Source organism: Rhodanobacter ginsengiterrae (assembly GCF_050026815.1).
GTDB classification, from domain to species: Bacteria; Pseudomonadota; Gammaproteobacteria; order Xanthomonadales; family Rhodanobacteraceae; genus Rhodanobacter; species Rhodanobacter ginsengiterrae.
Genome location: NZ_JALBWO010000055.1, coordinates 186988 through 211618 on the forward strand (window position 1 = coordinate 186988; position 24631 = coordinate 211618).

Genomic DNA, 24631 nt, shown 5'->3' on the forward strand with positions numbered 1-24631 from the left:
GCCCCACCCGAACAGGAGATTCAAGGACATGACTCAGCGTACGGCATTGGTCACAGGCGGCACCGGCGGCATCGGCAGCGCGATCGTTCGCCATCTCGCCAGACAGGGACATCGGGTGGCCAGCAACTTCCGTGACCCGGACAAGGCCGAAGCCTGGCGCCAGGCGATGGCCGCCGAGGGCATCGAGGTGTGCCTGGTGGCCGGTGACGTCACCGACCCGGACGCCTGTGCAGCGATGGTGCGCGCGATCGAGGCGAAGTGCGGCCCGGTCGAAATCCTGGTCAACAACGCCGGCATCACCCGCGACACCACCTTCCACAAGATGACTTACCAGCAGTGGACGGACGTGATCAACACCAACCTCAACGCCTGCTTCAACGTCACCCGCGCGGTGATCGACGGCATGCGCGCGCGCAAGTGGGGCCGCATCGTGCAGATCAGCTCGATCAACGGTCAGAAGGGCCAGTACGGCCAGGCCAACTACGCCGCGGCCAAGGCCGGCATGCACGGCTTCACCATCTCGCTGGCGCAGGAGAACGCGAAGTTCGGCATCACCGTCAACACCGTCTCGCCGGGCTATGTGGCCACCGACATGGTGATGGCCGTGCCGGAGGACGTGCGCGCGAAGATCGAGGCGCAGATCCCGATCGGCCGCCTCGGCAGGCCGGACGAGATCGCCCATGCCGTGGCCTTCCTCACCGGCGAGGAAACCTGCTGGATGACCGGCGCCAACCTGGCGATCAACGGCGGGCAGTACATGGGCTGGTGAAAGAGCAGGAGTGAGGGAAGAGGAGTAAGCAACGAGAGAGAGCGGAAGAGCGGCTTGCCGGCCTTCTCTCACTTCTCACTCCTCTCCACTCACTTCTCGCTCTTCCAGGCATTTTTCCAGCACTTTCCCCACCGCCGCAAAGGCGAACGCACCGGTGATGTGCGTGGCGGCACCCAGCCCGCCGCCGCAGGCCAGGTTCATCGAATCGCCACCCGGCGGCCGGGTGCCGCAGACCGTGCCGTCCGGCTGCGGGTATTGCACATTCTGCAGTGAATAGACGGCTGAAACGCCGAAGTAGCGGCTGGCGTTGCGCGGGAAGTTGAAGTCCGCGCGGAGCTTCTTGCGGATCAGGCTGAACATGGCGTCGTGCTCGGTGCGCGACAGGTCGCGCACGCGGATCTGGGTGGGGTCGGTGCGGCCGCCGGCCGAACCCACGCTGATGATCGGCAGCTTGCGCCGACGGCACCAGGCGATGGTTTCCAGCTTCACCCGGAAGGCATCGCAGGCATCCAGCACCACGTCGTAGCCGCGGTCGAGCAGTTCGTCCAGCGTGGCGGTGGTGAGGAAGCGCTCGATCGCTTCCAGCCGGATCGTCGGGTTGATCGCATGCGCGCGCGCCGCCATCACGCCCACCTTGGACTTGCCGTATTGACCATCCAGCGCGTGCAACTGGCGATTGGTGTTGGACACGCAGATCTCGTCGGCGTCGATCAGGGTGAGCCGGCCCACCCCGCTGCGCGCCAGCGCCTCGACCGCCCACGAGCCCACGCCGCCGATGCCGATCACGCAGACATGCGCCTGCGCGAACCGGGCCACGCTGCCGGCGCCATACAGACGCTCCACGCCCGCGAAGCGTTCGTCCTGGAAGTTCGTCTCGCTCATCGCGTGCCGCCGATATCCGGGGTGGTTTGTAGGGCAATCACGGGCAAGCCTCGCTGGTGGCAATCACGCATTTTATCGCGACGGCGACCGGGCTGCGCCGGCGCAGGTTATTCTTCGGCCTCTCTTCACTTCCGGAACCCTGACGATGCGCGTAGCCCTGATGATTCTGCTTGGCCTGGTGATTGGCGTGATCGGCACGGCCAACGTGATGAATGCACTGAGCGCGCGCAACCCGATGCCCAAGGCCGTGATGGAAACCATGGGTTATCACATCGGCGAACTGAAGAACGCGATCAAGGCGAAGCAGTGCGCGCCAGCCAGGGTCCAGCACCACCTGGCCCGGCTGGCGTCCACCGCCAGCGACATCACGCCAGTGTTCGGCATCGGCGAGAAGACTTTTGTAGACGACGCCACGAAATTGCAGGAACAACTGCAGCAGGCGGCGCAAGCTGCACCAGCGACTTGCGAAGCGCTGGCGGCCGCGATCAAGCCGGTGGGCGAAACCTGCAAGAGCTGCCACCAGCAATATCGCTGAGGGATCGAGAGCACCCCACCCCACCCCAGCCCTCCCCTGCGCCCGAAGGAAGTCCCTTGTGGGTCAGAGGGGAGGGAGAAAGTTGTCAGAAGCGGATCTTGCCGCGCAGCATCTGGCCGTACATCACCCAGTCACCCGCCAGGCTGTACAGCGGGTGCTTGAAGGTCGCCGGCCGGTTCTTCTCGAACACGTAGTGGCCGATCCAGGCGAAGCCGTAGCCGAACAGCGGCGCCAGCCACAACCAGCGCGGCTGCCCGCTGACCAGCACCAGCCCGACCACCGCAAGCACCAGGCTGCTGCCGATGAAATGCAGGCGGCGGCAAGTACGGTTGCGGTGCTCGTTCAGGTAGAACGGATAGAAGTCGCTGAAGCTGGTGAAATCGGACATGGAGCCACTCCGCCGTGATGATCCGATTCTGCCACGCAGACAGGTCATGCGCCGCCGGGCGAGGGTGCCCGCTCTAAGAATCCACGCCCGCCTATTCCGGTAGCGGGATGAACTCCTGGTCGTCGCCGGGCACGCTCGGGAAACGCCCATCGCGCCAGTCGGCCTTGGCCTGCTCGATCCGCTCGCGGCTGCTGGCCACGAAGTTCCACCACAAGTGGCGCTCGCCATCCAGTGGCGCACCGCCGAACAGGATCAGCCGGCTCGCTTCGCTTGCGCGCAGCAGGGGCGGCTCGTCGCCCGCCTGCACGGCCATCTGACGAGCACCGATCTCCAGCTCGCCCCAGCGGATCCCACCCTCGATCACATGCACGCCGCGCTCGGCGTGTTCGCTCGGCAAGGCCAGTTCGGCGCCGGCGCGCAGATTAATTTCCAGCATGAACATCGGCGCGAACACCTTCACCGGCGACTGCCGGCCATAAGCGTTGCCGGCGATCAACACGCCCTCGACACCCGGCAGGCTGATACGTGGCAAGGCCTCCCGACCGTGATGATGGAATTCCGGCGCGACCTCGGCATCGGCCTGTGGCAACGCAATCCAGACCTGGATGCCGTGCAACGACTGGCCAGCCTCGCGCGCTTCCGGCGGCGTGCGCTCGGAGTGCGTGATGCCGTGTCCGGAAGTCATCCAGTTCACCTCGCCGGGGCGAATGTCGGCCAGGCTGCCCAGGCTGTCGCGATGACGGATCGTGCCATCAAACAGCCAGGTCACCGTGGCCAGCCCGATATGCGGGTGCGGGCGCACGTCCATGCCCTTGCCGGCGGGAAAGTTCACCGGCCCCATGTGATCGAAGAACACGAACGGCCCGACATGGCGCGCCTGCAGCACCGGCAGCATGCGGCGCACGACAAAGCCGTCGCCGAGATCGTGTTCCCTGGCGTTGGCAATCAACTGGGGACGGCTTTCCATCGTGTTTTCCTTTACCAGGCCCTTTGATATTGCACCGGCGCGGTGATCCTCGCACCCAGTTCCTGCGCGGCACGGCGCGGGAAGTACGGATCGCGCAGGCTCTCGCGGGCGATCAACACCAGGTCTGCCTCGCCGCTGGCAACAATACTGTCGGCCTGCTCCGGCTCGGTGATCAGCCCCACCGCACCGGTGGCGATGGCGGCTTCGCGGCGGATCTGCGCGGCGAACGGCACCTGGTAGCCCGGTCCCAGCGGAATCTTCACGTGCGGCAGCAAGCCGCCGCTGGAAACGTCGATCAGGTCCACGCCCAGCGGCTTCACCTGGCGTGCCAGTTCGACACTCTGCGCGATGTCCCAGCCACCTTCAGCGGCCCAGTCGGTGGCCGAGATGCGCAGCCACAGCGGCAGCTCGGCGGGCCATACCTCGCGCACGGCAGCCACTACTTCACGAGTCAGACGGGTGCGGTTTTCGAAGCTGCCACCGTAACGATCGTCACGCTGGTTGCTCAACGGCGACAGGAACTGGTGCAGCAGATAACCATGCGCCGCATGCACCTCGACCAGCTCGAAACCGGCTTCCAGCGCGCGTTGCGCCGCGGCGCGGAAATCCGCGATCACCGCCTGGAGACCGGCCTCGTCCAGCGCTTGCGGGATGTTCCAGCCGGCATCGAAGGGCAGGGCGGAGGGCGCCACGACAGACCAGTCGCCCTGCCCGGCCGGCACCGGGCCATGCCCGTCCCACGGGCGCAGCGTGCTGGCCTTGCGTCCGGCATGGGCAAGCTGGACGCCGGCGATCGCGCCGTGCTCGCGGATGAAGCGGGTGATTGGCTGCCAGGCATGCAACTGCGCCTGGTTCCACAACCCGGTGTCCTGCGGCGAAATGCGCCCCTGCGCCGATACCGCGGAGGCCTCGGCAATCACCACCGCCGCGCCACCCACCGCGCGACTGCCCAGATGCACCAGATGCCAATCGTTGGGGACGCCATCCGTCGCCGAGTATTCGCACATCGGCGACACCACCAACCGGTTGCGCAAGGTCAGGCCACGTTGCTGGAACGGATCGAACAGGTTCATCGTGAAATCCATCGAATGGGAGACGTCCACATTCGGGCAGCATGGCGTGTAATCAACCCGTCGTGCGCGTTCGCCCGGTGAACAGCGTGTCTTCCGTGGCAAACCATTCGGCCATGCGCGCGGCAATCGGCACCGGCGTCTTCATCCAGCCGAAGTGATCGGCGGGCAGGCCGGCCATGTCTTCGCGACTGATCACCTCGATCTGCCGGATACCCGGGCCCAGCTTGCCCAGCAGCCAGTCCAGCGACGCCGGTGGGCCAAGCCAGTCTTCCTTCAGGCGCAGCGCCAGCACTGGCAATGACAGGGCGGCAAGTTCGGCCTCGAAGTCCTGGTGCATGCCGGTGGCGGCATAGCGCCCACGGCGGCCGCTGCGTGCCCAGTCGTCGATCACCCCGCGCGCCTCGTTGCCACCGAAGCCGATCCGCCGCCCCGGCAGATAGCCAACCAGTCCGGCCAGCAGCGGCGCCAGCGCATAACCCAGGCCGATCAGCCAGCCATGCCGGAAGCGGCGCCAATACGGCGAACCGCTGGCCACCAGCAACAAGCCGGCAAAGGTCGAAGGGTGCAGGCTGGCGTAGAGCATCGCCAGCTGGCCGCCGAGGCTGTGGCCACCGAGCCAGCGGCGCGCAGCAGGCCAGCATGCGGTAACTTCCGCCATGCCGGCGGGAAGGTCATCGCACAGCAGCTGCCGGTAACCCCAGTCGCACTGGCGACCGGCGCGACGATCGCTGGAACCGATGCCGCGCCATTCGTGCAGCACGACTGCGACGCCACGTTCGGCCAGCGCCTGTGCCAGCGGCAGATAGTGGCGCGCCGGAATGCCCATCGCCGGCAGCCAGTACAGCAGCCGGTGCCAGCTGCCGCGCGGCACCACCGCCAGCAGCTCGAAGCGCGCACCATCGGCAGCGATTACCGGGATCACCCGCGGTTCGGCCGCGGCGCTATCGTCAACAGAAGGGTCGGCCATGCCCACAGGCTAACCAATCATCGCGCCGACCACAAAAAAGGGCCGGCTTGCGCCGGCCCTTTCAAACTGATTCCGCCACCGCGATCAAACGGGGGTGACGTCTTCGGCCTGCAGACCCTTCTGGCCGTCGACGACCTTGAAGCTCACTTTCTGGCCTTCCTGCAGGCTCTTGAATCCCGAGCCGGTGATGGCGCGGAAATGCACGAACACATCAGGGCCATTATCGCGGCTGATAAAGCCGAAACCCTTGGCGTCGTTGAACCACTTGACGGTACCTACTTCACGATCCGACATGACTCACTCCGATCCTAATCCAGACGCTGAGACAAACCGGCCCCAACGGGCCGACGGTTTTACTGAGCATGCAGGGTCTGGTGCAACAGTCGGATTCAGGAAATCCCTACCGGGCACTCTTGTCGCCAAGCAGACGCAGCGGCCCAAGCATAACGGATTTTTTGCCGTGAAGTGATTTGTCAAGCGGAGCGGCCGGGGGTTATTTTTGAAGGGAAAACCGGACATCCCTGCCCGATTTCCCTGTCATGACGATCAACCCGTCCGGGGACGCTTTCCCGGCCCTGCAGTCATTGCGTCGGTCCGCCCGGGATAATCCAATAAAGGTCGCGAAAAGTGACGGCCCGTGGTCACCGGCCATTCGAATCGGAAGCGCGGCATCGCCATTCCGTCGCAAGGCTGCTTGGCCGCCAGAAAACTCACCGGAACACCCGTCTGCGAGCAACCACCAGGGAACCCTGCCTCGCGGCGCCGGACGAAATGGCGTTCGGCCAATCAGCCCATCTCCGTCAGCGGCAGAAAATTCAGGTTTTGTTGACTGGCAACGCGCTCTAGTGGGTGGGTCCGGCCGGCTTCGACCCAGCACTGCCACGGGCGAGCCCGCCATCAATAACCCCGAGGAGATCGACGATGCCCAACTTGCCCCACCCGATCCTGGCCGTTGCGCTCGGAGGCCTGCTGCTGGCGGGCTGCGCCCAGCACCCCGCCACCAAGTCAGCCCGGCCAGCCGGAACGACCGGCACGACGTCACCGTCGTCATCCGCGGTGCGGCGCCAGCACACCTCCGGCGCCAGCAGCCCGACCAACCGGCAAGCCGAATCGACGGACAGCACCGGCATCGCCGCCTGCGACGACTACCTGTCGAGCTACCTGGCCTGCCACCGCGCAGCGCAGATCTATCCGCCGGAACAACTGCAGTCGCGTTACGAAGCCATGCGCAGCAGCCTGCTGAAGGATGCGCAGAATCCGGACATTCGTCCGCAGCTCACGGCCCGGTGCAACTCGTTGGCCAGTCAGTTGCGCCAGGTGCTGGACGGAAAGTCATGCGCCCCCGCTCCGGCACCGGCACCGGCCCGAAGCACGCCATGAGTCGGCGCGGTATGCCACCACGTTGAGCCGAAGGCGCGCTAGTCGCCCCGCCATTTCGCGCGCAACTGCCGGGCCAGCGACGCCGGCCGGGTCGTGCCCAGCTTGATCTGCCCGGTGCCGTGCCACTGCGCCGTCTGCTTGATCGCACTGGCCACGGCCCCCACCAGCGCCGGCTCGACCTGGACGTCCGGCTCGAGAAACAGCGCCTTGACCTCGAAGATGCCGGCATCGCGGTGCGCCTTCGCGTCCAGCCGGCCGACCAGCCGACCGCGATGCAGGATCGGCAGCACGAAGTAGCCGTAGCGCCGTTTCGCTGCCGGTGTGTAGCACTCGATGGTGTATTCGAAGTCGAACATCGCCAGCGCGCGGCTGCGGTCCCAGACCAGCGGATCGAACGGCGACAGCAGCGTGGTAAGCGTGGCACGCAGTTTTCCGGCCCGCGCCTTGTCCAGCAGCGCGGCATGCTCGCGGTGAACATAGCCGGGGCTCTTCCAGCCTTCGACCGCTACCTCCAGCAATTCGCCGGTCGCCAGCAACGGCGCCAGCTCGTGATCGCTGACCTTCGGCTTGAGCCGAAAGTAGTCGGCAATCCACGTCGCCGGCGTCACCCCCAGAGCGCGCACGCTTTCAACAATGAAGTGCTGGCGCTGCTGCGCTGCCGAGAAAGCTAATGCCGCATCGAAGGGTGGATCAAGCCGGGCCAGCACCCGCTCGGCCAGATCGTAGACCCGCTGGAACTTTTCGCGCCGCACTACCATCAGCTCGCCCAGCGCGAACCAGGCCTCCAGCCTGCGCTTTTCCGGTTTCCACTCCCACCAGCCCGACTGGGCGGCGGCTTCGCGGCGCGCAAAATCCGCGGCACGCACCGCACCGGAGGCACGGATGCCGGCCAGCAAGGCATCCATGTCGGCCCGGTGTTCACGATGCATGCGTTCGGCGCTGCGCTGCGCCCAATGATGGCCGCGATGATTCTGGCCGCCCCGATGCCAGGCGATATCGGCGGCACTGACGAAGCAGGCCTCATGCGCCCAGCATTCGGCCAGTTGCCCTTGCGCCAGCGCCTCGTCCAGCCAAGCGCTTGTGTAGTTGCCCAGGCGCGAATGCAGGACGAAGTAGGGGCTGCGGGCCACCACGTGGATGGTGTCGATCTGCAGCATGCGCATGCGTTCGATCGCGGCCACCACATCGGCGGGAGTCGCGCGACGACGCGGTCGCTGCAACAGGCCCTGGGCCGCCAGTTGCATGGCCCTGGCTTGCGCGAGCTTCAGCATGTCGGGGCTGGCTGAAGCGTTGCCCAACGGGAAATTCCCTTCACGGCTTCATGACAGAAATCTTGCGTCGGCATTGACAAAGGCCCTGCTAGCTTGCGCCGAGTTGGATCGAAGCGGGCCGCACTCATGAGTGCCCTCATGCCCGTCCTGTGGATCATTCTGGCATGGAGTTCTGATGATGAAATATCGCAAACCGTTATTGACTGCCCTCGCCGCGTCGGCGTTGATGCTCGCCGGCCAGGTGATCGGCCAGGAGGTTCCGGCAACCACGCCGGCCGACCAGACCACGGCCACCATGGCCACGCCGCAGGGCGAACTCACGGTGAAGTCGGGCATGCCCACGCCCCCGCCCGCCGGCCCGGCACCGGCGTTCGAGCAACTCTCCGGCGGCGCCAGATACATCACCGAAGATCAGGCGGCGGCCTATCCGTTGCTGGCCAACGATTTCATTTACGCGGACCACAATCGCGACGGCCGCATCAGCAAGGATGAGTACAAACGCTGGACAGCGCAGCAATAATCCGCGCCCGCGTGCGCACCGGTCGATGCTTCGACCGGTGCGTTTTCGCGCCTGCGCGTTCGTCATCCACCGTCCACGCGGGCTCCGCTAGACTGCGCCACCTCATTCAGGAATTCGCCGCACATGAAGCCATTGACAGCGGTCGCTGCCGTGACCTTGTGTGGATTCTGCCTGGTCGCGCCGCTGCGCGCGCAGAATCCGGACCCTACCGACATCCGCGGCTGCACTGCCATCGAAAGCGATGCGCAGCGGCTGGCCTGCTATGACCACGCGACCGGACGGGTCAATCTTCCGGTGGCGCAGAAGCGTTCCGACGCGAGCACGAGCGCACCGGAGGTCTTCCACCGCGACGACCGGCTGGCTTCTGCCGACAAGCCAGGCAACAGCGAGGTGGCCAAGCCGCTTTCCCTGCTCGACAGCCGCTGGGAGCTGTCGCCGGAGAGCAAGCTCGGCACCTTCAACCTCCGCGGTTACAACCCGGTCTACGTGATGCCGGTGTTCCTCACCAGCAACCAGAACGAGCGGCCGCGCAGCCCCAATGCCGACAATACGGTCACTGGCGCCGGCGAGCAGCTGGAAAACGTCGAGGCGAAATTCCAGCTCAGCCTGAAGGCGAAGGTGTGGCAGGGCGTGTTCGGCGACACGGGCGACCTGTGGGTGGGTTATACCCAGTCATCGCGCTGGCAGGTCTACAACTCCAGGTTGTCGCGACCGTTCCGCGAGACCAACTACGAACCCGAAGCGATGCTGGTCTTCGGCACCCACTACAACCTGTTCGGCTGGAACGGACGTCTGTTGAGCATCGGCGTCAACCATCAGTCGAATGGCCGCGGCGATCCGCTGTCGCGCGGCTGGAACCGGGTGATCGCCAACGTCGGTTTCGAGCGCGATGGCTGGACCGTGATGCTGCGCCCGTGGTGGCGCATTCCGGAGCCGCGCAGCACCGACGACAACCCCGACATCAGCAACTACATGGGCCGCGGCGAAGTGCAGATCGTGCACGAATGGAATGGCCAGGAATTCGGCATGTTGCTGCGGCACTCCCTGCGTGGCGGCAGCCAAAGCCATGGCGCCGCGCGCTTCAGCTGGAGCTTTCCGGTGGCCGGCAACCTGCGCGGCTACATGGAAGTTTTCAAGGGCTACGGCGAAAGCCTGATCGACTACAACCACAACGCCACCTACCTTGGCGTCGGCGTTTCCCTGCTCGACTGGTACTGATCGAAACGCTGGTGGCGGCCTCAGCGCCACCATCGCGTCTTCGAACCGGTGAGGATCTTCAGCATCTGCCCCGAAGCCAGCGGCATGCGTCCCAGCGGTCCCAAGGCGATGTCGCGCAGCCGCGCAAGGCCATCGTGCTCGGACTGGAACAGCGGCGTCAGCCAGCGGCTGAGCTGCTGGTAGACGGCCACATGCGCGCGTCGGCGCCGCGCATAGTCACGCAGGGCAAGATCCAGCGACGGGCTTTCCGCCAGCGTGTCCGCCAGCGTCGCCGCATCGAGCAAGGCCATGTTGACACCCTGCCCGAGCTGCGGGCTCATCGCATGGGCGGCATCGCCGATGAACACCAGTTCCCCCTGCACGGGATGCCGCAACAAGACGTCGCGGTAGCGGGCCCGCCGCAGTTGTTCGGGTGACGCGATGCCGGCCAGCAAGGGCAATGCCTCGGGCCACAGGCTGGCAACCCGCTGCCGCAGCCGCTCCAGCGCGGTCGCGTCGAAGGCGTCCACCTGCGCTCCGGGCAAGCTGAAGAAGAAGGTCAGCCAGCGTCCCGCGCGATCCGCACAGCGTCCCACCGGCAACAGGCCGACCATCTCGCGCGCGCCGGCGTAGCGTTGGTGCAAGGTATCGCCATGCGGCCAGTGTTCGGCGGGCAACAGGCACCACACGGCACCCCAGGGATAGAGCGGATGCCGGCGCACCAGCGCCGGAGTACCCTCGCGCAGTACCGAGTGCGCGCCATCAGCGGCGATGACCAGATCGAACGGACCATGCGTGCGCCCCTCGCTGTCGCTCAGCCGGCCGCCTTCGACGGCGGTGATCCGCACCCCGGTGTGGATCTGCCCGGCATCGGCCCAGGCGTCGCGCAGCACGGTAAACAGGCTGCCGCGAGTCATCCCCAGCCCGAAACAATCCGCCGCGCGATCGGCATAGCGCATGTCCATCACGCGGCGGCCACGCTCGTTGCAACCGTAGAGCCGCTCGATGCGCTGGCCGTGCGCCAAGGCCGGTTCGTGCAGTCCCAGCCGTGCCAGCACAGCCAGGCCGATGGGCTGCAGCAAAAAGCCGGCACCCACCGGCCCCGGCTCGGCGGCCTGCTCGAATACGCTCAGGCGATGTCCCTGGCGCGCCAGAAACAGCGCCGCGGCCTGGCCAGCGGTGCCGTAACCGACAATCGCAATGCGCAAGCCTCCCTGCATACGCTCATTCCCGGTTGACTGCAGCAGCGGAGGCTGCTGCAGTGCTCACTCAGTGGTGATGACCGCCAGCGCCGTGCACGTGGCCATGCTGCAGCTCTTCGGCCGTGGCATCGCGCACGTCGGTCACTTCGATGGCGAAATGCAGGGTCTTGCCGGCCAGCGGATGATTGGCGTCGATGAACACCACGCCATTCTCGACCTTGGTCACGGTGACGTTGATCTGCCCTTCCGGTCCGTTGCCCTGGAACTGCATGCCGGGCTGGATGTCCTCCACGCCCTGGAACGCCTCGCGCGGAACCTCCTGCATCATTTCGGCATGGTGCACGCCGTAGCCTTCTTCCGGCGTCACCTCGGCGTCGAACTTGTCGCCCACCACGCGACCTTCCATCTGCTTTTCGAGACCGGGCACGATGTGACCCTTGCCGTGCAGGTAGGTCAGCGGTTCGCGACCGGCGGAGCTGTCGATGACCTGACCGTCATCGTCGGTCAGCGTGTAATGGAAGGCGGCTACGGAGTTCTGGGCGATCTGCATGGGCTTCTCGGGTTGGGTTCTCGTTCGTCGGCCAGGATGCCGACACCAATCGGACAGTTTAGCAGAGCCCGCGAAGCGCTCCTGCACGGCGCGCGGGGATTGGCGATACTGGCCGCATGAGTCGATCGCCCCTCCGCCATGCGAGCCAGCTCGCGATCCGCCTGCTGTTTTGCGCCGGATGGCTGCTGCTGTGTCTCGACGCGATGGCCACGACACAGGGCGCCGACAGCCGTGCCGAGCTGGCGACACGGATCAACGCGCAGATCAGCCAGCCGCGCTTCGCTGCGGCTCAATGGGGTGTGGCCGTGGTGTCACTGGACAGCGGCCGCAGCCTGTACGCCCATGATGCGGACCGGCTGCTGCAACCGGCCTCCACCGCCAAGCTGTTCACCGCGGCACTCGCGCTGGCCACACTGGGGCCCGACTACCGGATCCCCACGCGCCTGCTGGCCGGCGGCCACCTCGTGCGCGGCCGCCTCAACGGCCCGTTGATCCTGTACGGCATGGGCGACCCCACGCTGGGCACGTCGAGCAGCCCGGATTGGGCGGAACAACTGGCCAGCCAGGCCGCCGCTCGCGGCCTGAAGTTCGTGCAGGGCGACCTGCTCGCCGACGACAGCTACTTCGCCAGCCCGGCGTTCGGCAACGGCTGGGAGGCCGGCGACCTGCAAAGCTGGTTCGCGGTACCCACCTCCGCGCTGAGCGTGCAGGAGAACATCGCCATGCTCGCGGTGAGCCCCACCGTCGCTGGCCAACCTGCGCGACTGGCATTTTCCGACGATGACGCAGGCACCCGGATCGACAACCGGCTGCTGACCACGACCGCGCACACGCCGAGCGACATCAATCTCTACCGCGCGCCGGGAACAGCGGTACTGCATGCCTTCGGCACGATCGCCGCCGATGCGCCGGCACAGCATTTCAGGCTGGCGATGGTCGATCCTGCGCTGGTCGCTGGCGCACGCTTGCGGCAGGCACTGAAGCGGCATGGCATCCGCGTCACCGGCAAGCTGCGCGCGATTCATTGGCCGCAACGCGAGACGGCGCGAATCGCACATCCGGGCCTGCTCGGCGAGGTGCAGTCACCACCGCTGCGGGACATCGTGCAGCGCGGCCTGAAGCGTTCGCAGAACCTGTACATGCAGAACCTGTTGCTGGCCGTGGGCGCAGCACAACCGGTCAGCTCGACGGGCTTTCGCAGCAGCGAAAACCGCGCACTCGATGCCCTGGGGCAACTGCTGCGGCAAATCGGGGTGCCAGCGTCGAGCAGCCTGATCGAGGAAGGCGCCGGGCTTTCACGGCGCGACCTGGTGACGCCGAACGCGATGGTCCGCCTGCTCGGCTACCTGGCCGCCCAGCCTTACGCGGAAATGATGCGCGAGGCGCTGCCACGGGCGGGAGTGGACGGCACCCTGATCAGGCGCATGAAGGGAACCGCGGCCGAAAACAATGTGCAGGCCAAGACCGGCAGCATGAGTCTGGTGCATTGCCTGGCGGGCTACGTCACCACGGCGACCGGCGAGCGACTGGCGTTCGCGATCATGCTGAACAACTACCAGCAGCCGAACGACGCAGCGACCGCCAGCAGCGCGCTGGATGCAATCGCCGAGTTGCTGGCCGGCTACTGCGGCCACGACTGAGCGCGTCCTGTTCAGACCGCGTGCGAGGTCGCTGGGCTGGTCAGCCGGCCAGTCGCTCGAGGGTGTCCTTGCCGATCTTCTGCGGCGTATCGGTGGACGCATAGCGCTTGACCACCTGGCCCGCCGCGTCGACCAGGAACTTGGTGAAGTTCCACTTGATCGATTCGCTGCCAAGAATGCCCTTGCCTTCGCTCTTCAGCCACTTGTAGAGCGGGTCGGCATGCTCGCCATTGACCTCGACCTTGGCGAACATCGGGAAGGTCACGTCGTACTGGGTGCTGCAGAACGTCTTGATCTCCGCCTCGTTGCCGGGTTCCTGATGACCGAACTGGTCACACGGAAAACCGAGCACCACCAGGCCGCGGTCGCGCTGGTCCTGCCACAACGTCTCCAGGCCCTTGTATTGGGGGGTAAAGCCACACTTGGACGCGACGTTCACAATCAACAGGGTCTTGCCGCGCCATTCGGCAAGCGAACGCGGTTTGCCGTCGATATCGTTCACGGTGAAATCGTAGACACTGGTCATGCTGTAGCTCCGCCGGAGGGGTCCAATCCCCCAGACTACGCCAAGCGCGCGGAGATTGCCTGCGTCGGCGCGACCGGACATATCCATATGCCTTATCCGACGTTCCACCATGGACGTATGGACGGCTATTGTCGAGGCCCCGAACAGCCCATACGGATCCTGCCGTGCTGCACGTGATCGCCACCGTTCTTTCGCTGTTGCTGCTGGCCGGGGTGTTCGGCTCCGGTATCGAGGCCAACGATGAAGCCGCAGCAGAGTCGACTGAAAGTATCGACGCCGCGCAAGGCGTCATCGAACCCGAGGCCTGAGCGACGCTTCGCTCCCGCAATCGACGTTCAACCCTGCTCGGCGGGAATGTCGAACACCTGACGCAGGTAGGCCACGTAAGCCGGGTCCTCGCACATGTTCTTGCCGGGCGAGTCGCTCAGCTTGGCCACCGGCTGGCCGTTGCAGCGGATCATCTTGATCACGATGTTGAGCGGCGTCGGACCCACGTCGTTGGTGAGGTTGGTGCCCACGCCGAATGCCAGCCGGCAGCGGCCGCGGAAGTGCTCGTACAGCTGCATCACCTTGGGAATGTCCAGGCCATCGCTGAACACCAGTACCTTGCTGCGGGGATCGACACGGTTTGCGCCGTAATGCGCCAGCACCTTCTCGCCCCAGGCAAACGGATCGCCGGAGTCGTGGCGGGTGCCGTCGAACAGTTTGCAGAAATACATGTCGAAGTCGCGCAGGAAGGCGTCCAGTCCGTAGACGTCGGACAAGGCGATGCCGAGATCGCCACGGTATTCCCTGGCCCATGCTTCCAGTGCCGCCACCTGCGAATCGCGCAGGCGCGGGCCCAGCGCCTGATGCGCCTGCAGGTATTCATGCGCCAGCGTTCCCAGCGGCAACAGGTTGAGCTTGCGCGCCAGCCAGACATTGCTGGTGCCGGCCAGCTGATCGCCCAGCCCGTTGCGCAACGTGGTCACCACCTCTTCCTGCCACACCCGTGAAAAGCGGCGACGGGTTCCGTAATCGGCGATTCTGCACTGGGCGTAATCCGGCGCATTGCGCAGCAAGGCGATCTTCGCCTGCAGGCGCTGCCGCCCCTCGGCGAGGTCGAGACCTTGACTGGTGCGCTGGAAGTACACTTCGTTGACAATGGCCAGCAAGGGCACTTCGAACAGGATGGTGTGCAGCCAGGGGCCGCGAATGCGGATCTCGATCTCGCCGTTGCCGGCTGCCGCCGGCGCGATGTCGACATACTTCTCGTTGAGCTGGAACAACCCGAGGAAATCGACGAAATCGCTCTTGATGAAACGCCAGCCGCGCAGATAGTCCAGCTCGTCAGGAGCGAAACGCAGTTGGCACAGTGAGCGCAGTTCGTCACGGATCTCGTCGATGAACGGCACCAGATTGATGCCCGCCGTGCGGCACTTGAACCGGTATTCCACATCGGCGGCCGGATACTGGTGCAACACCACCTGCATCATGGAAAACTTGTACAGGTCGGTATCGAGCAGCGAATCAATGATCATCAGTTGCCCAAACGCAAACGGGAAGCCTGCATTATCCATGTGGCGACGTCGCTCACGCGACAAACCAGCGCCTCGCGCAAAAAAAACCCCATCATCCAGGGGAGGAATGACGGGGTTTGTCAGGCGGCGTCCAGGGGAGGAAATGCCGGCCCCTCAGCAACACGTTGAGCTGTGCCACTTCCTGTCGCCCTCACGGCGATAACATGGGGTTAGTGTGGACTTGGGCGTGTGAGTTCAATGTGCAGATCCCGATTCGTTCAGCTCCCCGACAGGCTTGCCATCGCGCTCGGTCATGCAGCCGTTGCCAGGGCTTGTGTTCCACGATCTGCAGCTCGCTGCGGGAGTTACTCGTGAAGCTGCTGATGGCCGGCTTGCTGGCCGTGTGCCTGACGCTGCCAGCCACCGCCGCCGAGCTGAAGGTCGATCTCGGCCACGGCCCGACGATCTGGCAAACCGAAACGCTGCTCAGGCGCAGCGATGTGCGCACGATCAGCGTACCGGAGGACGTCGCGTTTCATCGCACCATGCATTATCGCGCGGTGCCGTTGATCGATCTGCTGCGAGGCCTCGACGCCGGTGACCACTTGCAGTTCGTCGCCAGTGACGGCTTTGCCGCCGAGATCCCCGCCACCTTGCTGCTGAACGACAGGGGCAGCAAGGCCTGGCTGGCGATCGAAGACCCGGCACACCCCTGGCCGCCGTTGCCCGGCCATGGCCGTGCCGCGCCGTTCTACATCGTGTGGACGCGGCCGCAGGCCGCCCACGTCGGTCCGGAACAATGGCCCTACCAGCTGGCCGGCATCCGCAAGCTGACCGATCTGGCCAGGAGATTTCCGGCACTGCAGCCGGACCCGGCGCTGGCTGCCAACAGCGCGATTCGGCGAGGCTTCGTCGTGTTCCAGCAGACATGTCTGGCCTGCCACACCCTCAATGGCCAAGGGGATGCCAAGCTCGGGCCGGACCTCAACCTCCCGCATAACCCCACCGAATACCTGCGCGCCGATCTGTTGCGCGCGTTCATCCGCGATCCGCAGTCGCTGCGCCGGTGGCCACAGGCGAAGATGCCCGGCTTCGACAGGAACGCATTGTCCGATGCCGATCTCGATGCCGTGCTGGCCTACTTGCGGCACATGGCCGGGCGCAAGGCGAAGCCTTGATCGGGTAGCGAACGATCAGCTCCGGTCGACGATCCGGCTGATCAGCCCGCCGGCGAACTCGAATTCGGATTCACCCTGCAGCTTGAGTTCGGTGCCAGCGGGCGGGCCATCGGGCACCTCCACCGCGAGCACCCCGCGCCAGGCGATCGTCACCAGCACCGACGCCGGATTGAAGGTCCACGCGATAGCCGTCTGCCTGCGCTCGGCGAACATCGCTGCGCCCTTCCCGGCGAGCTCGCGAAATGCGTCGATGCCGGTGGTCGCGGCACTGACCTGGCCGCCGGAAACATTCTCGAACCGCACCGCCGGCGACAACAGCGCCAGCATGCCGTCCACGTCGAAACAGTTGTACGCATCGAGATAGCGTTCGATCACCCGTTGCTTTTCGTCATGCTGCATCGTGCCACTCCCCCTCCCGGGCGTTCAGTCTGCCGCAGGACATGCGCCGTTGCACAACGCCCGCAACGTGCTGTCGCGTCGTGCCTTCGGTTGCTTCGCCAGTTCGCGCACGCTGGCGTGGAACGCCGACCAGGAGTGCCCGGCGCGCGCGAACAACGCCGCGAAGGCTGGAGTCCACCGCGCATACAGTCCGAATGGAAGCAATCGTGCGTTGTTGATCGGCTGTGCGACCCAGGCGTCATAGCGATGATCGCCCGGCCACTGGCGCTCGCGCCATTGCGCATAGCGGGCGCGGAATGCCGCGATCTCCCGCTGCTTGCCAGCCTCCAGCGTGGATGCCTCGCCAGCACCGGCGTACACGGTCGCCAGGCGGTTTCTGAGCTTCAGCACCAACTGGGTGAACTGCTCCTCCATGGCCTGTGCCTGACCGTCCTGCGGCGCCAGTCCGCGCGCCCGGCGCCATTCGCGAACGCCTTCGTCCTGCACGAAGGACGCATACGATTCGTTGAACGCCGTATCGCCTTTCACATAGATCAGCTGATGCGCCAGTTCATGGAAGATCGTGCCATCCAGTTCGTCGTCATCCCAACGCAGCATGCTCGACAGGATCGGATCGGCGAACCAGCCCAGGGTGGAATACGCCGGCACGCCACCGACCCACACGTCATCGCCCTGTGCGCGCAACCTGGCTGCATCCGATTGCGCTGCGGCCTCGCTGAACCAGCCCCGGTAGGCAACGCAACCGGCAACCGGGAAGCACTGGGGCACCGCTTTCACCGAATATCGCGGCGTGGCGAACACGTTCCACACCACATACGGGCGGTCGAGCGAAACGTAGGAGGTATAGCTGCGATTCCGCGGCAGGCCGAGCTGCCGGGTGGCGAACTGGCGGGCTTCCCCGGCCTGGCGCAGGCGTGCAGCCAATGACGGTGCGGTGGCCGGATCAGTCACTACCTGCTGCAGCGCGCGCCGATGGACCATCAGTTCACCCTGGCCGTGCGCGGCCTGCGCGTAGTAGCGCAGGCTGCTGCAAGCCGAGGTCAGAACACCCAGCACGATGATGGCGAGCAGTCTGGGAGCGAGCCAGGATAAACACCTTGCTGCAAGCATCCCCGGCCGCTGCGCGCCGCCTTCAGGCGTCAATGACGATCATCGTCACGGCCGCGGTGCCCGTGGCTGCCACCCCGACCGCCGCCGTTGTTGTTTCCATGCGAACCCTGTCCAGCTTCATGCGAGCGCTGGTAGCCGCCGCCGTGCGAGCCCCGGTTGTCATTGCCTTGGGGGTAGCCCTGCGAGTTGCCACGATGATCGCCATCGGCGCGCCCCTGCCAGTGGCCCGCATGATCGCGATAGTCCCGTCGATCGTGATCGTGATCGCGGTAGCGCGACCCGGCACCGTAGTAGCTGCTGCTGATCCCCACGCTCACACCCGGTGCATAGCAGCAACCGTAATAGCCGCCACCGTAGTAGCCGCCGTAATAGCCATCGTCGTAGACGGGCGCGACGTAAGTGGCCCGGCTTCCGGCGCCGTAGTAGGTATCGCCGCCGTAGCCCGAACCACGCACGTAGCTGTAGCCCGGATCGTAGTAGCAGCCCGACAACGTCGCGGCAGCGGCGACCAGGATCAGACTGGACAAAAGACGTTTCATGACCGGTCCCACTGTGGAATGACGTCTGCAGATTGAGGCCACCTGCTTGAACGACGGCTAAAGTCGCTGTGCGTAGCCGGCGGTTCAACCGCCGGCCATGTTCCGCCACCGCACGCCCATTCTTCCGCCAGTCGGGCGCTAACTCCTGCCGCGCTTGCCCTGGTCGCCACGCTGGGGGGCCAGCACCCGACCATCGGAACCTTCGCCCGCAATCTCACCGGCCGCCGCCGGCTGCAGATCGGCATGGCTGGCTGCTGGCTGCGTCGGGTTCGCGTCCGGCCAGCTCGGCCCCTGGCGCACCCGTTCGTTCTTTGCCTCCAGCAAGGCCTGGATCTTTGCTACGGCGTCTTCCTGGCTGATGTGGTGGATCGGCTCGTCCACTGCTGGCCGCTTGCGCGCGGCAGGCTGCTTCTTCGCGACGGGCTTGCTGGCGACCGGCTTTCCGGTCACAGGCGTCTTGGCCGCCGCTTTCCGTGCCGCTGGCGCCTTGTTGACTGCGACCTTCTTGACGGCAGCCTTCCTGACCGGGGCCTTTTTCGCCACGGTCTTCTTCGCTGCGGGCCGCTTGGCCGCGGCTTTCCTGACCGCCGTCTTCCCCGCCACGGGCTTCTTCACTGCGGCCTTCTTCCGCACGCTGGTGGCTGCACTGGTCGGCTTGGTCGCCGACTTCCTGGCCGCGACCTTGCTGGCTGTCGCCTTGCGCGGAGCCGTCTTGTTGCCGGCTGCCTTCTTCGCCGCGGGCGTCCTCATGCTCGACTTCCGGGCGGCAGGCTTCTTTGCTGCGGGTTTCTTTGCAGCAGGTTTCTTTGCAACCGTGGTCTTTGCCGCGGACTTCTTCGCAACCGACTTCCTGGTTGTGGCCATGCGCTGGTTCTCCTGCGGTGATCATTGGAGTGGTGGGAACCAGTATGCGCGCCTCGTCCGCAGCCGGCATCAAGCGGTGCGCAAACCGTTCATCCTCGGAAGCTTGGATGCATCAGTGCGTCGATGAAATGCGCCAGCACGCGCGGCTCAACCAGCAAGGTGAACAGCACGCCATAGGCCGCACCCCACAAGTGCGCGCTGTGATTGACGTTGCCCTCGCCACGCCGATCCATGTAGATCGAGTAGCCGGTGTACAGCACCGCGTAGACGATGGCCGGCATCGGAATCACCAACACGATGATGCGCGACCACGGCGCCAGCAGCACGAAGGAGAACAGCACCGCCGATACCGCGCCCGAAGCGCCCAGGCTGCGGTAATTCGGATTGGCGCGGTTCTTCAGGTAGGTGGGCAGGATCGACACCACCAGTCCGCCGATATAGAACAGGGCAAAGCCCAGCGTGCCCAACTGCGCGGTGAAGAAGCTCTCCATCGCCCGGCCAAAGAAGAACAGCGTGATCATGTTGAACAGCAGGTGCCCGAAGTCCGCGTGCACCACGCCGTAGGTTACCAGCCGGTGGTATTCGCGCTGGCGGGTGATTGCCGGCGGCCACAGGATCAGGTCGTTCATCAGGCGGCTGTTGTTGAACGCCATGAACGAGACGATGCAGGTGATGGCGATGATGATCAGGGTAATCAGCATGGACGGTTCCGCGTCGGGCAGCAAAAGCGCACATCTTGGGACCAGCGCCGGACCTTGTCGACTCGCGGCGCGGATCGCCTGACCAGGTGGAGCGGATGTTCCGTGGCGGGCACCGCGGCTTATGCCCGACAGTCACACCGACATGCCCGATCGTCACTGCCGCGAACCGCCCCCGGCGGCTATCATTCAGCGCTTTACGCGGCGCGCCGCTCGACGAACTGGCCTGATGGACCCCATGACCCCGCTCCGCTATCTGCATCTGGATGTCTTCGCCGCCACCGCCGGGGGCGGCAATCACCTGGGCGTGGTGATCGGCGCGGACGCGTGGAGCGACGCGGCGATGCAGCGCTTCGCGCGCTGGACCGCGCTGGTGGAAACCACCTTCCTGTTGCCGCCAGTCGATCCTCAGGCAAGCTACCGCGTGCGCATCTTCACGCCGCACAAGGAAATCCCGTTCGCCGGCCACCCCAGCATCGGCAGCGCCCACGCCGCACTCGAATGCGGACTGACGCAGCCGCACGGCGACCTGCTGTGGCAGGAATGCGGCGCCGGCGTGTTGCCGATCCGGGTGGAAGGTCAGGGCGCCGGTCGCGAACTGTTGCTGCAATCCCCCGGCGAAAGCGTGCTGTCCACCGGCCTGGATGCACACCCGCTGCTGGCCGCCAGCCTGGCAGGGTGCAAGCCCGGCGCGTTGCCGCCGGCACTGGTCGACGGCGGTCGACGCTGGTGGCTGGCCGAAGTGGCCGACGAAGCCAGCCTGCGCGCCTGGCAGCCTGACCACCAGGCGATCCTGGCGCTGGCCGGAGCCAGCGACAGCATGGGACTGTGCGCGTTCGCGCGTGTCGCCGGTGCCGATCGGCGGCTGGTGGTGCGCGCGTTCCCGGCCGGCGTGGGCATCGTCGAAGATCCCGCCTCCGGCGCAGCGAACGGACTGATCGCCGCCTATATCGCCCACGCCGAACCGCACGGACCGCTGGCCAGCGGCTATCAGGTCAGCCAGGGCCGGGAGATCGGTCACGATGCGCGGCTGGTCGTGCGCATCGACGCCGACGCCATCTGGGTGGGCGGCTGCAGTCGCACGGTGATCGACGGCAGCCTGCACTGGACACCCTGACCTCAGCCGCGCTCATCCAGATGGGCGCGGCGTGCCGCCACCAGCGCCAGGGCTGACCAGTCCAGATCCGCATCGCCAGCGGCAAGCGCCTCCAGCATGGCATCGCGCAAGACACCGGCAAACGGCAGCGGCACCCGTGCTGCCTCGCCCGCCGCCTGGGCCAGGCCCACGTCCTTGAATCCCAGCGGCAGCGCAAAGCCGGCCGGCTTGTAGCGTTCCTCGGCGATCAGCTTGCCGTAACCCTGGTAGGCCGGCGCGGCGAACAGCGTGCTGGTCATCACCTCCAGAAAATCCGCGGCACTGACCCCGTAGGCACGGGTCAGCGCGGTGGCCTCGGCCATGCTCTCGATCGCACTGGCCAGCATGAAGTTGCCGGCAATCTTCGCCACGTTGGCGCGCTCTGGCGCCTCACCCATCGGCCACACCTTGCTGCCCATCGCCTGCAGCAGCGACTGCACCTTGTCGATGGCGGAGGGCTTGCCCGCGGCAAGGATATTCAGCTTGGCTGCAGCAGCCATGTCCGGACGGCCGAACACCGGCGCCGCCACGTATTCCAAGCCGCGCTGCGCGTGCGCCTCGGCCAGTTCCCGGGCCAGCGCCACCGAGATGGTGGCGTGGTTCACATGCACCATGCCGCGATCCATCGCATCGAGCAGCGAACCCTCCAGGAAGATCGCGCGCACCGCCTGGTCATTGGCCAGCATGCTGCACAACACGTCACCCTGCGCCGCGCGGTCGGGCGTGCTGGCGACTTTCGCGCCCAGCGAGGCCAGCGGCGCGCAGGCCGCCGCCGAACGATTCCACACCGTGACACTGTGGCCGGCGGCCACCAGGTTGCTGGCCATCGCGCTGCCCATGGCGCCAAGGCCGATGAATCCGACTTTCATGAAACCTTCCTCTTCGTGATCCGGCGTGCAGTCAAGCACGCGTGGCGTTCACGAATCGCGAAGCGCCGCCGCATCACGTTCCGCGCGATGGATGGCTACTGCAGGCCGGGCAACGCGTCCAGACAACGCTGCCGGCACAGGTAGCGCTTGTTCAAGCCGTTGCTGTCGTACAGATAGGCCGCGCCGCCGGCGAAGATCTGGTACTGACGCAGCTGTCCCGACATCTTGATCGAACCCTTGTAGCTGCAAGGCAGGATCACGGCCTGATCATGGAATGTTTCCGGATCGACCTCATCGGCCAGCCGAAAATAGCTGGCCACGTCGGCGGCGGTCAGGCTCAGCGCACTGCACATGTCGCGGTCGGGCCGGGATTGATCGATCTCCGGTGCCAGCGAAACCACCTCGAACGTCGGCTCGCGGTGAACCGGCGCGCACGAGGCCAACAGCATGCCCAGCAGCAGCGCGATGAAAACCTGCGCGGACTGCCTCATGGCTTGGCCCCGGTCAGCAGCGCCTGCAGCAGTTGCGCACCCTCGGACACTTCCTTGCGGGCAATTGCCCCATGGGCGTAGATATCGCTCAGCAGATTGAGCTTGAACTGGGCGACCAGGATGTCCACCAGGTACTTCACCGATTTCAATTGCTCTGCCGTCGGCAGCTCGAACGCCTTGTCCGCCGCCACGAACTTTCCCACCACCTCGATGCCCAGCGAATCGTTGTTCGAGGGATATCTGAGCGGATAGGTCTTGCCCAGCTCATGGCGCGAGAGATTCTTCGCGCGCGTGCCGAAACCCACGCCTTTCTCGTGCAGCAGCGCGGTGATCGTCTTCAATTCCTGCGGATCGCAGTTGTTCTCCGCCTGGCAGCGTGCCACCAGGATGCCGACGTGCCAGCAGACCTGATCGACCCTGGCGGTCTGGTAGATCTTGCCGACCTTGTCGATCAGGAAATGCGCGCCGGTGGTCTTGCCGCCTTCATAGGCGCTCAGCGTGCCGGTTGCCGACGAGGAATCGGTTCGGTGCAGCACGATCGAAGCGACCGAAGCCAGGGTGCCATGCTCGATGGATGAGTAGAGCTTGACCTCCACTTGCGGGTCGATCAGCTTGCCGTTCTCCACCGTGGCCATGGCCTGCTTCCTTTGGATGAAAAGCCTGCGGCCCGACAACGAAGGGGTGCTGCCGGGAGATCCTGTCAGGCGATGCTGCGGCCCTCCACCCGCGGGCGTCAAGTGACCCGTGCCGGCTAGGCCACCCCGCCTGCCGCCTGCCCCGACGCCCACGCCCACTGGAAGTTGTAGCCACCCAGCCAGCCGGTGACATCGACCACTTCCCCGATGAAGTACAGACCTGCCACCAGTTTCGACTGCATCGTGCTGGAGGACAGTCCGTCGGTGTCCACGCCGCCCAGCGTGACCTCGGCGGTGCGATAGCCCTCGGTGCCGCTGGCGGTGATCGGCCAGGCGTTGAGCTGCCCGCCGATCTGCACCAGTTCGGCGTCGCGATACTGGCGCATGGGACGATTCTCAAACCACTGTTCGCACAGGCGCTGGGCGAGACGTTTCGGCAGCTGCTCGCCGAGCGCGGTCTTCAGTTCGGCCAGTGGCCGCGCCGCGCGTTGCTCCAGCAGCCAGTCACCGGCGTCGCGGTCAGCCAGCAGGTCAACACGCAGATCGTCGCCGGGCTGCCAGTACGAGGAAATCTGCAGGATCGACGGGCCGCTGATGCCCCGGTGGGTGAACAACAGCCCGGCGCGAAAGCCCTGCTTGCCCACCCGCGTCTCCACCAGCGGCAGCGCCACGCCGGCGAGATCCTGATAGTGCTCCTGATGCTTGCCGCTCAGGGTCAGTGGCACCAGTCCGGCGCGCGTCGGCAGCACGGCGTGCCCGAACTGGCGCGCCAGTTCGTAGCCGAAGCCGCTGGCGCCCATGCTGGGAATCGACAGGCCGCCACTGGCGACCACCAGCGATTCGGCATGCACCTCGCCCCGCGCGGTATGCACGCTGAAACCCTCGGGCGTCTTGCGCACGCGCTGCACGCCGCAGCTCGCCTCCACCGTGACGCCGGCCGCGGCGCATTCGTCCAGCAACATGCGCACGATCTGCTTCGACGATTCGTCGCAGAACAACTGGCCCAGCTCCTTTTCGTGCCAGGCAATGCGGTGCTTGTCGACCAGCGCAATGAAATCCCATGGCGTGTAGCGCGCCAGCGCCGACTTGGCGAAATGCGGATTGGCCGACAGGTAATTGGCTGGCGTGACGCCCAGGTTGGTGAAATTGCAGCGCCCACCGCCGGACATCAGGATTTTCTTGCCGACCTTGTTGGCGTGATCCACGACCAGCACGCGGCGACCGCGCTGCCCAGCGGCGATCGCGCACATCAGGCCGGCCGCGCCGGCGCCGATGATCAATACGTCCACTTTCACGAATGCCGGTTCCCGCCCGCTGCTGGTCGCGCATTATCGCCCAGCAGCATCG

The 24631-nt window shown here is 65.8% G+C and carries 29 protein-coding genes; 9 read left to right on the top strand and 20 right to left on the bottom strand.

Annotated elements, in window-relative coordinates; translation table 11 throughout:
• Positions 1–28: 28 nt before the first annotated feature.
• The gene (phbB, locus tag ACQGNJ_RS11965) at positions 29–769 is read left to right on the top strand and encodes a beta-ketoacyl-ACP reductase (RefSeq protein WP_426689475.1); all 741 of its coding nucleotides are present in this window, start codon (positions 29–31) and stop codon (positions 767–769) included.
• 75 nt (positions 770–844) lie between these two features.
• Here the strand turns inward: phbB and ACQGNJ_RS11970 are convergent, their stop codons facing one another.
• Entirely contained in the window at positions 845–1651 is an 807-nt protein-coding gene (locus ACQGNJ_RS11970) for a tRNA threonylcarbamoyladenosine dehydratase (protein ID WP_426689476.1), read from the bottom strand.
• A gap of 145 nt (positions 1652–1796) precedes the next feature.
• On the opposite strand from ACQGNJ_RS11970, the gene ACQGNJ_RS11975 reads away from it, so the two are divergent.
• Positions 1797–2186 (top strand): cytochrome c, encoded by a 390-nt coding sequence (locus ACQGNJ_RS11975; protein ID WP_426689477.1) that lies wholly within the window; start codon positions 1797–1799, stop codon positions 2184–2186.
• An 85-nt stretch (positions 2187–2271) separates the two neighbouring features.
• Here the strand turns inward: ACQGNJ_RS11975 and ACQGNJ_RS11980 are convergent, their stop codons facing one another.
• The 5 genes from ACQGNJ_RS11980 to ACQGNJ_RS12000 all read right to left on the bottom strand — a co-directional run bounded on the left by ACQGNJ_RS11980 (position 2272) and on the right by ACQGNJ_RS12000 (position 5875).
• The gene (locus tag ACQGNJ_RS11980; protein ID WP_426689478.1) at positions 2272–2574 is read right to left on the bottom strand and encodes an Mpo1-like protein; all 303 of its coding nucleotides are present in this window, start codon (positions 2572–2574) and stop codon (positions 2272–2274) included.
• A 91-nt stretch (positions 2575–2665) separates the two neighbouring features.
• Positions 2666–3541: a pirin family protein gene (locus ACQGNJ_RS11985; RefSeq protein ID WP_426689479.1), complete on the bottom strand. Its 876-nt coding sequence runs from the start codon at positions 3539–3541 to the stop codon at positions 2666–2668.
• Positions 3542–3552: 11 nt separating this feature from the next.
• Positions 3553–4614, bottom strand: coding sequence for an NADH:flavin oxidoreductase/NADH oxidase (locus tag ACQGNJ_RS11990; protein ID WP_426689480.1), 1062 nt, complete (start codon positions 4612–4614; stop codon positions 3553–3555).
• A 52-nt stretch (positions 4615–4666) separates the two neighbouring features.
• Entirely contained in the window at positions 4667–5581 is a 915-nt protein-coding gene (locus ACQGNJ_RS11995; RefSeq protein ID WP_426689481.1) for an alpha/beta hydrolase family protein, read from the bottom strand.
• A gap of 84 nt (positions 5582–5665) precedes the next feature.
• Positions 5666–5875: a cold-shock protein gene (locus tag ACQGNJ_RS12000; RefSeq protein WP_072761891.1), complete on the bottom strand. Its 210-nt coding sequence runs from the start codon at positions 5873–5875 to the stop codon at positions 5666–5668.
• Positions 5876–6502: 627 nt separating this feature from the next.
• Between ACQGNJ_RS12000 and ACQGNJ_RS12005 the strand changes: the two genes are divergently transcribed.
• Positions 6503–6961 carry a hypothetical protein gene (locus tag ACQGNJ_RS12005; protein WP_426689482.1) on the top strand — a complete coding sequence of 153 codons (459 nt, stop codon included), beginning with the start codon at positions 6503–6505 and terminating at the stop codon, positions 6959–6961.
• A gap of 38 nt (positions 6962–6999) precedes the next feature.
• Here ACQGNJ_RS12005 and ACQGNJ_RS12010 read toward each other — a convergent pair whose 3' ends face one another.
• A complete protein-coding gene (locus ACQGNJ_RS12010) occupies positions 7000–8232 on the bottom strand; it encodes a winged helix-turn-helix domain-containing protein (RefSeq protein ID WP_426689625.1) in 1233 nt (410 codons plus the stop codon).
• Positions 8233–8410: 178 nt separating this feature from the next.
• Between ACQGNJ_RS12010 and ACQGNJ_RS12015 the strand changes: the two genes are divergently transcribed.
• Together ACQGNJ_RS12015 and ACQGNJ_RS12020 are read left to right on the top strand one after the other, a co-directional pair.
• Positions 8411–8752 (top strand): EF-hand domain-containing protein, encoded by a 342-nt coding sequence (locus ACQGNJ_RS12015; RefSeq protein WP_426689483.1) that lies wholly within the window; start codon positions 8411–8413, stop codon positions 8750–8752.
• A gap of 123 nt (positions 8753–8875) precedes the next feature.
• A complete protein-coding gene (locus ACQGNJ_RS12020; RefSeq protein WP_426689484.1) occupies positions 8876–9970 on the top strand; it encodes a phospholipase A in 1095 nt (364 codons plus the stop codon).
• A gap of 20 nt (positions 9971–9990) precedes the next feature.
• On the opposite strand, the gene ACQGNJ_RS12025 is transcribed toward ACQGNJ_RS12020, so the two are convergent.
• Together ACQGNJ_RS12025 and ACQGNJ_RS12030 are read right to left on the bottom strand one after the other, a co-directional pair.
• The gene (locus ACQGNJ_RS12025) at positions 9991–11157 is read right to left on the bottom strand and encodes an FAD-dependent oxidoreductase (protein WP_426689485.1); all 1167 of its coding nucleotides are present in this window, start codon (positions 11155–11157) and stop codon (positions 9991–9993) included.
• 61 nt (positions 11158–11218) lie between these two features.
• On the bottom strand, positions 11219–11701 hold the full coding sequence (locus tag ACQGNJ_RS12030; protein WP_426689486.1) for an FKBP-type peptidyl-prolyl cis-trans isomerase: 483 nt from the start codon (positions 11699–11701) through the stop codon (positions 11219–11221).
• Between the two features lie 116 nt (positions 11702–11817).
• On the opposite strand from ACQGNJ_RS12030, the gene dacB reads away from it, so the two are divergent.
• On the top strand, positions 11818–13341 hold the full coding sequence (gene dacB, locus ACQGNJ_RS12035; protein WP_426689487.1) for a D-alanyl-D-alanine carboxypeptidase/D-alanyl-D-alanine endopeptidase: 1524 nt from the start codon (positions 11818–11820) through the stop codon (positions 13339–13341).
• A gap of 40 nt (positions 13342–13381) precedes the next feature.
• Here dacB and ACQGNJ_RS12040 read toward each other — a convergent pair whose 3' ends face one another.
• On the bottom strand, positions 13382–13867 hold the full coding sequence (locus tag ACQGNJ_RS12040; protein WP_426689488.1) for a glutathione peroxidase: 486 nt from the start codon (positions 13865–13867) through the stop codon (positions 13382–13384).
• A gap of 164 nt (positions 13868–14031) precedes the next feature.
• Here ACQGNJ_RS12040 and ACQGNJ_RS12045 point away from each other — a divergent pair, with 164 nt between their 5' ends.
• Positions 14032–14175 (top strand): hypothetical protein, encoded by a 144-nt coding sequence (locus ACQGNJ_RS12045; protein ID WP_426689489.1) that lies wholly within the window; start codon positions 14032–14034, stop codon positions 14173–14175.
• A gap of 27 nt (positions 14176–14202) precedes the next feature.
• Here the strand turns inward: ACQGNJ_RS12045 and pncB are convergent, their stop codons facing one another.
• On the bottom strand, positions 14203–15387 hold the full coding sequence (pncB, locus tag ACQGNJ_RS12050; protein ID WP_426689490.1) for a nicotinate phosphoribosyltransferase: 1185 nt from the start codon (positions 15385–15387) through the stop codon (positions 14203–14205).
• 362 nt (positions 15388–15749) lie between these two features.
• Here pncB and ACQGNJ_RS12055 point away from each other — a divergent pair, with 362 nt between their 5' ends.
• The gene (locus tag ACQGNJ_RS12055; RefSeq protein ID WP_426689626.1) at positions 15750–16544 is read left to right on the top strand and encodes a cytochrome c; all 795 of its coding nucleotides are present in this window, start codon (positions 15750–15752) and stop codon (positions 16542–16544) included.
• A 15-nt stretch (positions 16545–16559) separates the two neighbouring features.
• On the opposite strand, the gene ACQGNJ_RS12060 is transcribed toward ACQGNJ_RS12055, so the two are convergent.
• The 5 genes from ACQGNJ_RS12060 to ACQGNJ_RS12080 all read right to left on the bottom strand — a co-directional run bounded on the left by ACQGNJ_RS12060 (position 16560) and on the right by ACQGNJ_RS12080 (position 20157).
• Positions 16560–16943 (bottom strand): nuclear transport factor 2 family protein, encoded by a 384-nt coding sequence (locus tag ACQGNJ_RS12060; RefSeq protein ID WP_426689491.1) that lies wholly within the window; start codon positions 16941–16943, stop codon positions 16560–16562.
• A gap of 24 nt (positions 16944–16967) precedes the next feature.
• Positions 16968–17996, bottom strand: a complete 1029-nt coding sequence (locus ACQGNJ_RS12065) for an aminopeptidase (RefSeq protein WP_426689627.1) — start codon at positions 17994–17996, stop codon at positions 16968–16970.
• An 86-nt stretch (positions 17997–18082) separates the two neighbouring features.
• On the bottom strand, positions 18083–18592 hold the full coding sequence (locus ACQGNJ_RS12070) for an LptM family lipoprotein (protein ID WP_426689492.1): 510 nt from the start codon (positions 18590–18592) through the stop codon (positions 18083–18085).
• A 138-nt stretch (positions 18593–18730) separates the two neighbouring features.
• Positions 18731–19456 carry a histone H1-like repetitive region-containing protein gene (locus tag ACQGNJ_RS12075; RefSeq protein ID WP_426689493.1) on the bottom strand — a complete coding sequence of 242 codons (726 nt, stop codon included), beginning with the start codon at positions 19454–19456 and terminating at the stop codon, positions 18731–18733.
• An 89-nt stretch (positions 19457–19545) separates the two neighbouring features.
• Positions 19546–20157 (bottom strand): rhomboid family intramembrane serine protease, encoded by a 612-nt coding sequence (locus tag ACQGNJ_RS12080; RefSeq protein WP_426689494.1) that lies wholly within the window; start codon positions 20155–20157, stop codon positions 19546–19548.
• Between the two features lie 235 nt (positions 20158–20392).
• Here ACQGNJ_RS12080 and ACQGNJ_RS12085 point away from each other — a divergent pair, with 235 nt between their 5' ends.
• The gene (locus ACQGNJ_RS12085) at positions 20393–21271 is read left to right on the top strand and encodes a PhzF family phenazine biosynthesis protein (protein ID WP_426689495.1); all 879 of its coding nucleotides are present in this window, start codon (positions 20393–20395) and stop codon (positions 21269–21271) included.
• Between the two features lie 2 nt (positions 21272–21273).
• Here the strand turns inward: ACQGNJ_RS12085 and ACQGNJ_RS12090 are convergent, their stop codons facing one another.
• The 4 genes from ACQGNJ_RS12090 to ACQGNJ_RS12105 form a co-directional block, all read right to left on the bottom strand.
• Positions 21274–22158, bottom strand: coding sequence for an NAD(P)-dependent oxidoreductase (locus ACQGNJ_RS12090; protein WP_426689496.1), 885 nt, complete (start codon positions 22156–22158; stop codon positions 21274–21276).
• Between the two features lie 95 nt (positions 22159–22253).
• Positions 22254–22649, bottom strand: coding sequence for a hypothetical protein (locus ACQGNJ_RS12095; protein ID WP_426689497.1), 396 nt, complete (start codon positions 22647–22649; stop codon positions 22254–22256).
• Complete coding sequence (locus ACQGNJ_RS12100; RefSeq protein WP_426689498.1) at positions 22646–23284, bottom strand: peptidoglycan recognition protein family protein; 639 nt, start codon at positions 23282–23284, stop codon at positions 22646–22648. The genes ACQGNJ_RS12095 and ACQGNJ_RS12100 overlap by 4 nt, the downstream gene beginning before the upstream one ends.
• Positions 23285–23400: 116 nt before the next feature.
• A complete protein-coding gene (locus ACQGNJ_RS12105) occupies positions 23401–24579 on the bottom strand; it encodes a BaiN/RdsA family NAD(P)/FAD-dependent oxidoreductase (RefSeq protein ID WP_426689499.1) in 1179 nt (392 codons plus the stop codon).
• Positions 24580–24631: the final 52 nt, after the last annotated feature.

Bases quoted from the DNA above. Each gene is read 5' to 3' on its own strand.
- phbB (WP_426689475.1), top strand. From the start codon at position 29: ATGACTCAGCGTACGGCATTGGTCACAGGCGGCACCGGCGGCATCGGC.
- ACQGNJ_RS11970 (WP_426689476.1), bottom strand. From the start codon at position 1,651: ATGAGCGAGACGAACTTCCAGGACGAACGCTTCGCGGGCGTGGAGCGT.
- ACQGNJ_RS11975 (WP_426689477.1), top strand. From the start codon at position 1,797: ATGCGCGTAGCCCTGATGATTCTGCTTGGCCTGGTGATTGGCGTGATC.
- ACQGNJ_RS11980 (WP_426689478.1), bottom strand. From the start codon at position 2,574: ATGTCCGATTTCACCAGCTTCAGCGACTTCTATCCGTTCTACCTGAAC.
- ACQGNJ_RS11985 (WP_426689479.1), bottom strand. From the start codon at position 3,541: ATGGAAAGCCGTCCCCAGTTGATTGCCAACGCCAGGGAACACGATCTC.
- ACQGNJ_RS11990 (WP_426689480.1), bottom strand. From the start codon at position 4,614: ATGAACCTGTTCGATCCGTTCCAGCAACGTGGCCTGACCTTGCGCAAC.
- ACQGNJ_RS11995 (WP_426689481.1), bottom strand. From the start codon at position 5,581: ATGGCCGACCCTTCTGTTGACGATAGCGCCGCGGCCGAACCGCGGGTG.
- ACQGNJ_RS12000 (WP_072761891.1), bottom strand. From the start codon at position 5,875: ATGTCGGATCGTGAAGTAGGTACCGTCAAGTGGTTCAACGACGCCAAG.
- ACQGNJ_RS12005 (WP_426689482.1), top strand. From the start codon at position 6,503: ATGCCCAACTTGCCCCACCCGATCCTGGCCGTTGCGCTCGGAGGCCTG.
- ACQGNJ_RS12010 (WP_426689625.1), bottom strand. From the start codon at position 8,232: ATGCTGAAGCTCGCGCAAGCCAGGGCCATGCAACTGGCGGCCCAGGGC.
- ACQGNJ_RS12015 (WP_426689483.1), top strand. From the start codon at position 8,411: ATGAAATATCGCAAACCGTTATTGACTGCCCTCGCCGCGTCGGCGTTG.
- ACQGNJ_RS12020 (WP_426689484.1), top strand. From the start codon at position 8,876: ATGAAGCCATTGACAGCGGTCGCTGCCGTGACCTTGTGTGGATTCTGC.
- ACQGNJ_RS12030 (WP_426689486.1), bottom strand. From the start codon at position 11,701: ATGCAGATCGCCCAGAACTCCGTAGCCGCCTTCCATTACACGCTGACC.
- dacB (WP_426689487.1), top strand. From the start codon at position 11,818: ATGAGTCGATCGCCCCTCCGCCATGCGAGCCAGCTCGCGATCCGCCTG.
- ACQGNJ_RS12040 (WP_426689488.1), bottom strand. From the start codon at position 13,867: ATGACCAGTGTCTACGATTTCACCGTGAACGATATCGACGGCAAACCG.
- pncB (WP_426689490.1), bottom strand. From the start codon at position 15,387: ATGATCATTGATTCGCTGCTCGATACCGACCTGTACAAGTTTTCCATG.
- ACQGNJ_RS12055 (WP_426689626.1), top strand. From the start codon at position 15,750: ATGGCCGGCTTGCTGGCCGTGTGCCTGACGCTGCCAGCCACCGCCGCC.
- ACQGNJ_RS12060 (WP_426689491.1), bottom strand. From the start codon at position 16,943: ATGCAGCATGACGAAAAGCAACGGGTGATCGAACGCTATCTCGATGCG.
- ACQGNJ_RS12070 (WP_426689492.1), bottom strand. From the start codon at position 18,592: ATGAAACGTCTTTTGTCCAGTCTGATCCTGGTCGCCGCTGCCGCGACG.
- ACQGNJ_RS12075 (WP_426689493.1), bottom strand. From the start codon at position 19,456: ATGGCCACAACCAGGAAGTCGGTTGCGAAGAAGTCCGCGGCAAAGACC.
- ACQGNJ_RS12080 (WP_426689494.1), bottom strand. From the start codon at position 20,157: ATGCTGATTACCCTGATCATCATCGCCATCACCTGCATCGTCTCGTTC.
- ACQGNJ_RS12085 (WP_426689495.1), top strand. From the start codon at position 20,393: ATGACCCCGCTCCGCTATCTGCATCTGGATGTCTTCGCCGCCACCGCC.
- ACQGNJ_RS12090 (WP_426689496.1), bottom strand. From the start codon at position 22,158: ATGAAAGTCGGATTCATCGGCCTTGGCGCCATGGGCAGCGCGATGGCC.
- ACQGNJ_RS12095 (WP_426689497.1), bottom strand. From the start codon at position 22,649: ATGAGGCAGTCCGCGCAGGTTTTCATCGCGCTGCTGCTGGGCATGCTG.
- ACQGNJ_RS12100 (WP_426689498.1), bottom strand. From the start codon at position 23,284: ATGGCCACGGTGGAGAACGGCAAGCTGATCGACCCGCAAGTGGAGGTC.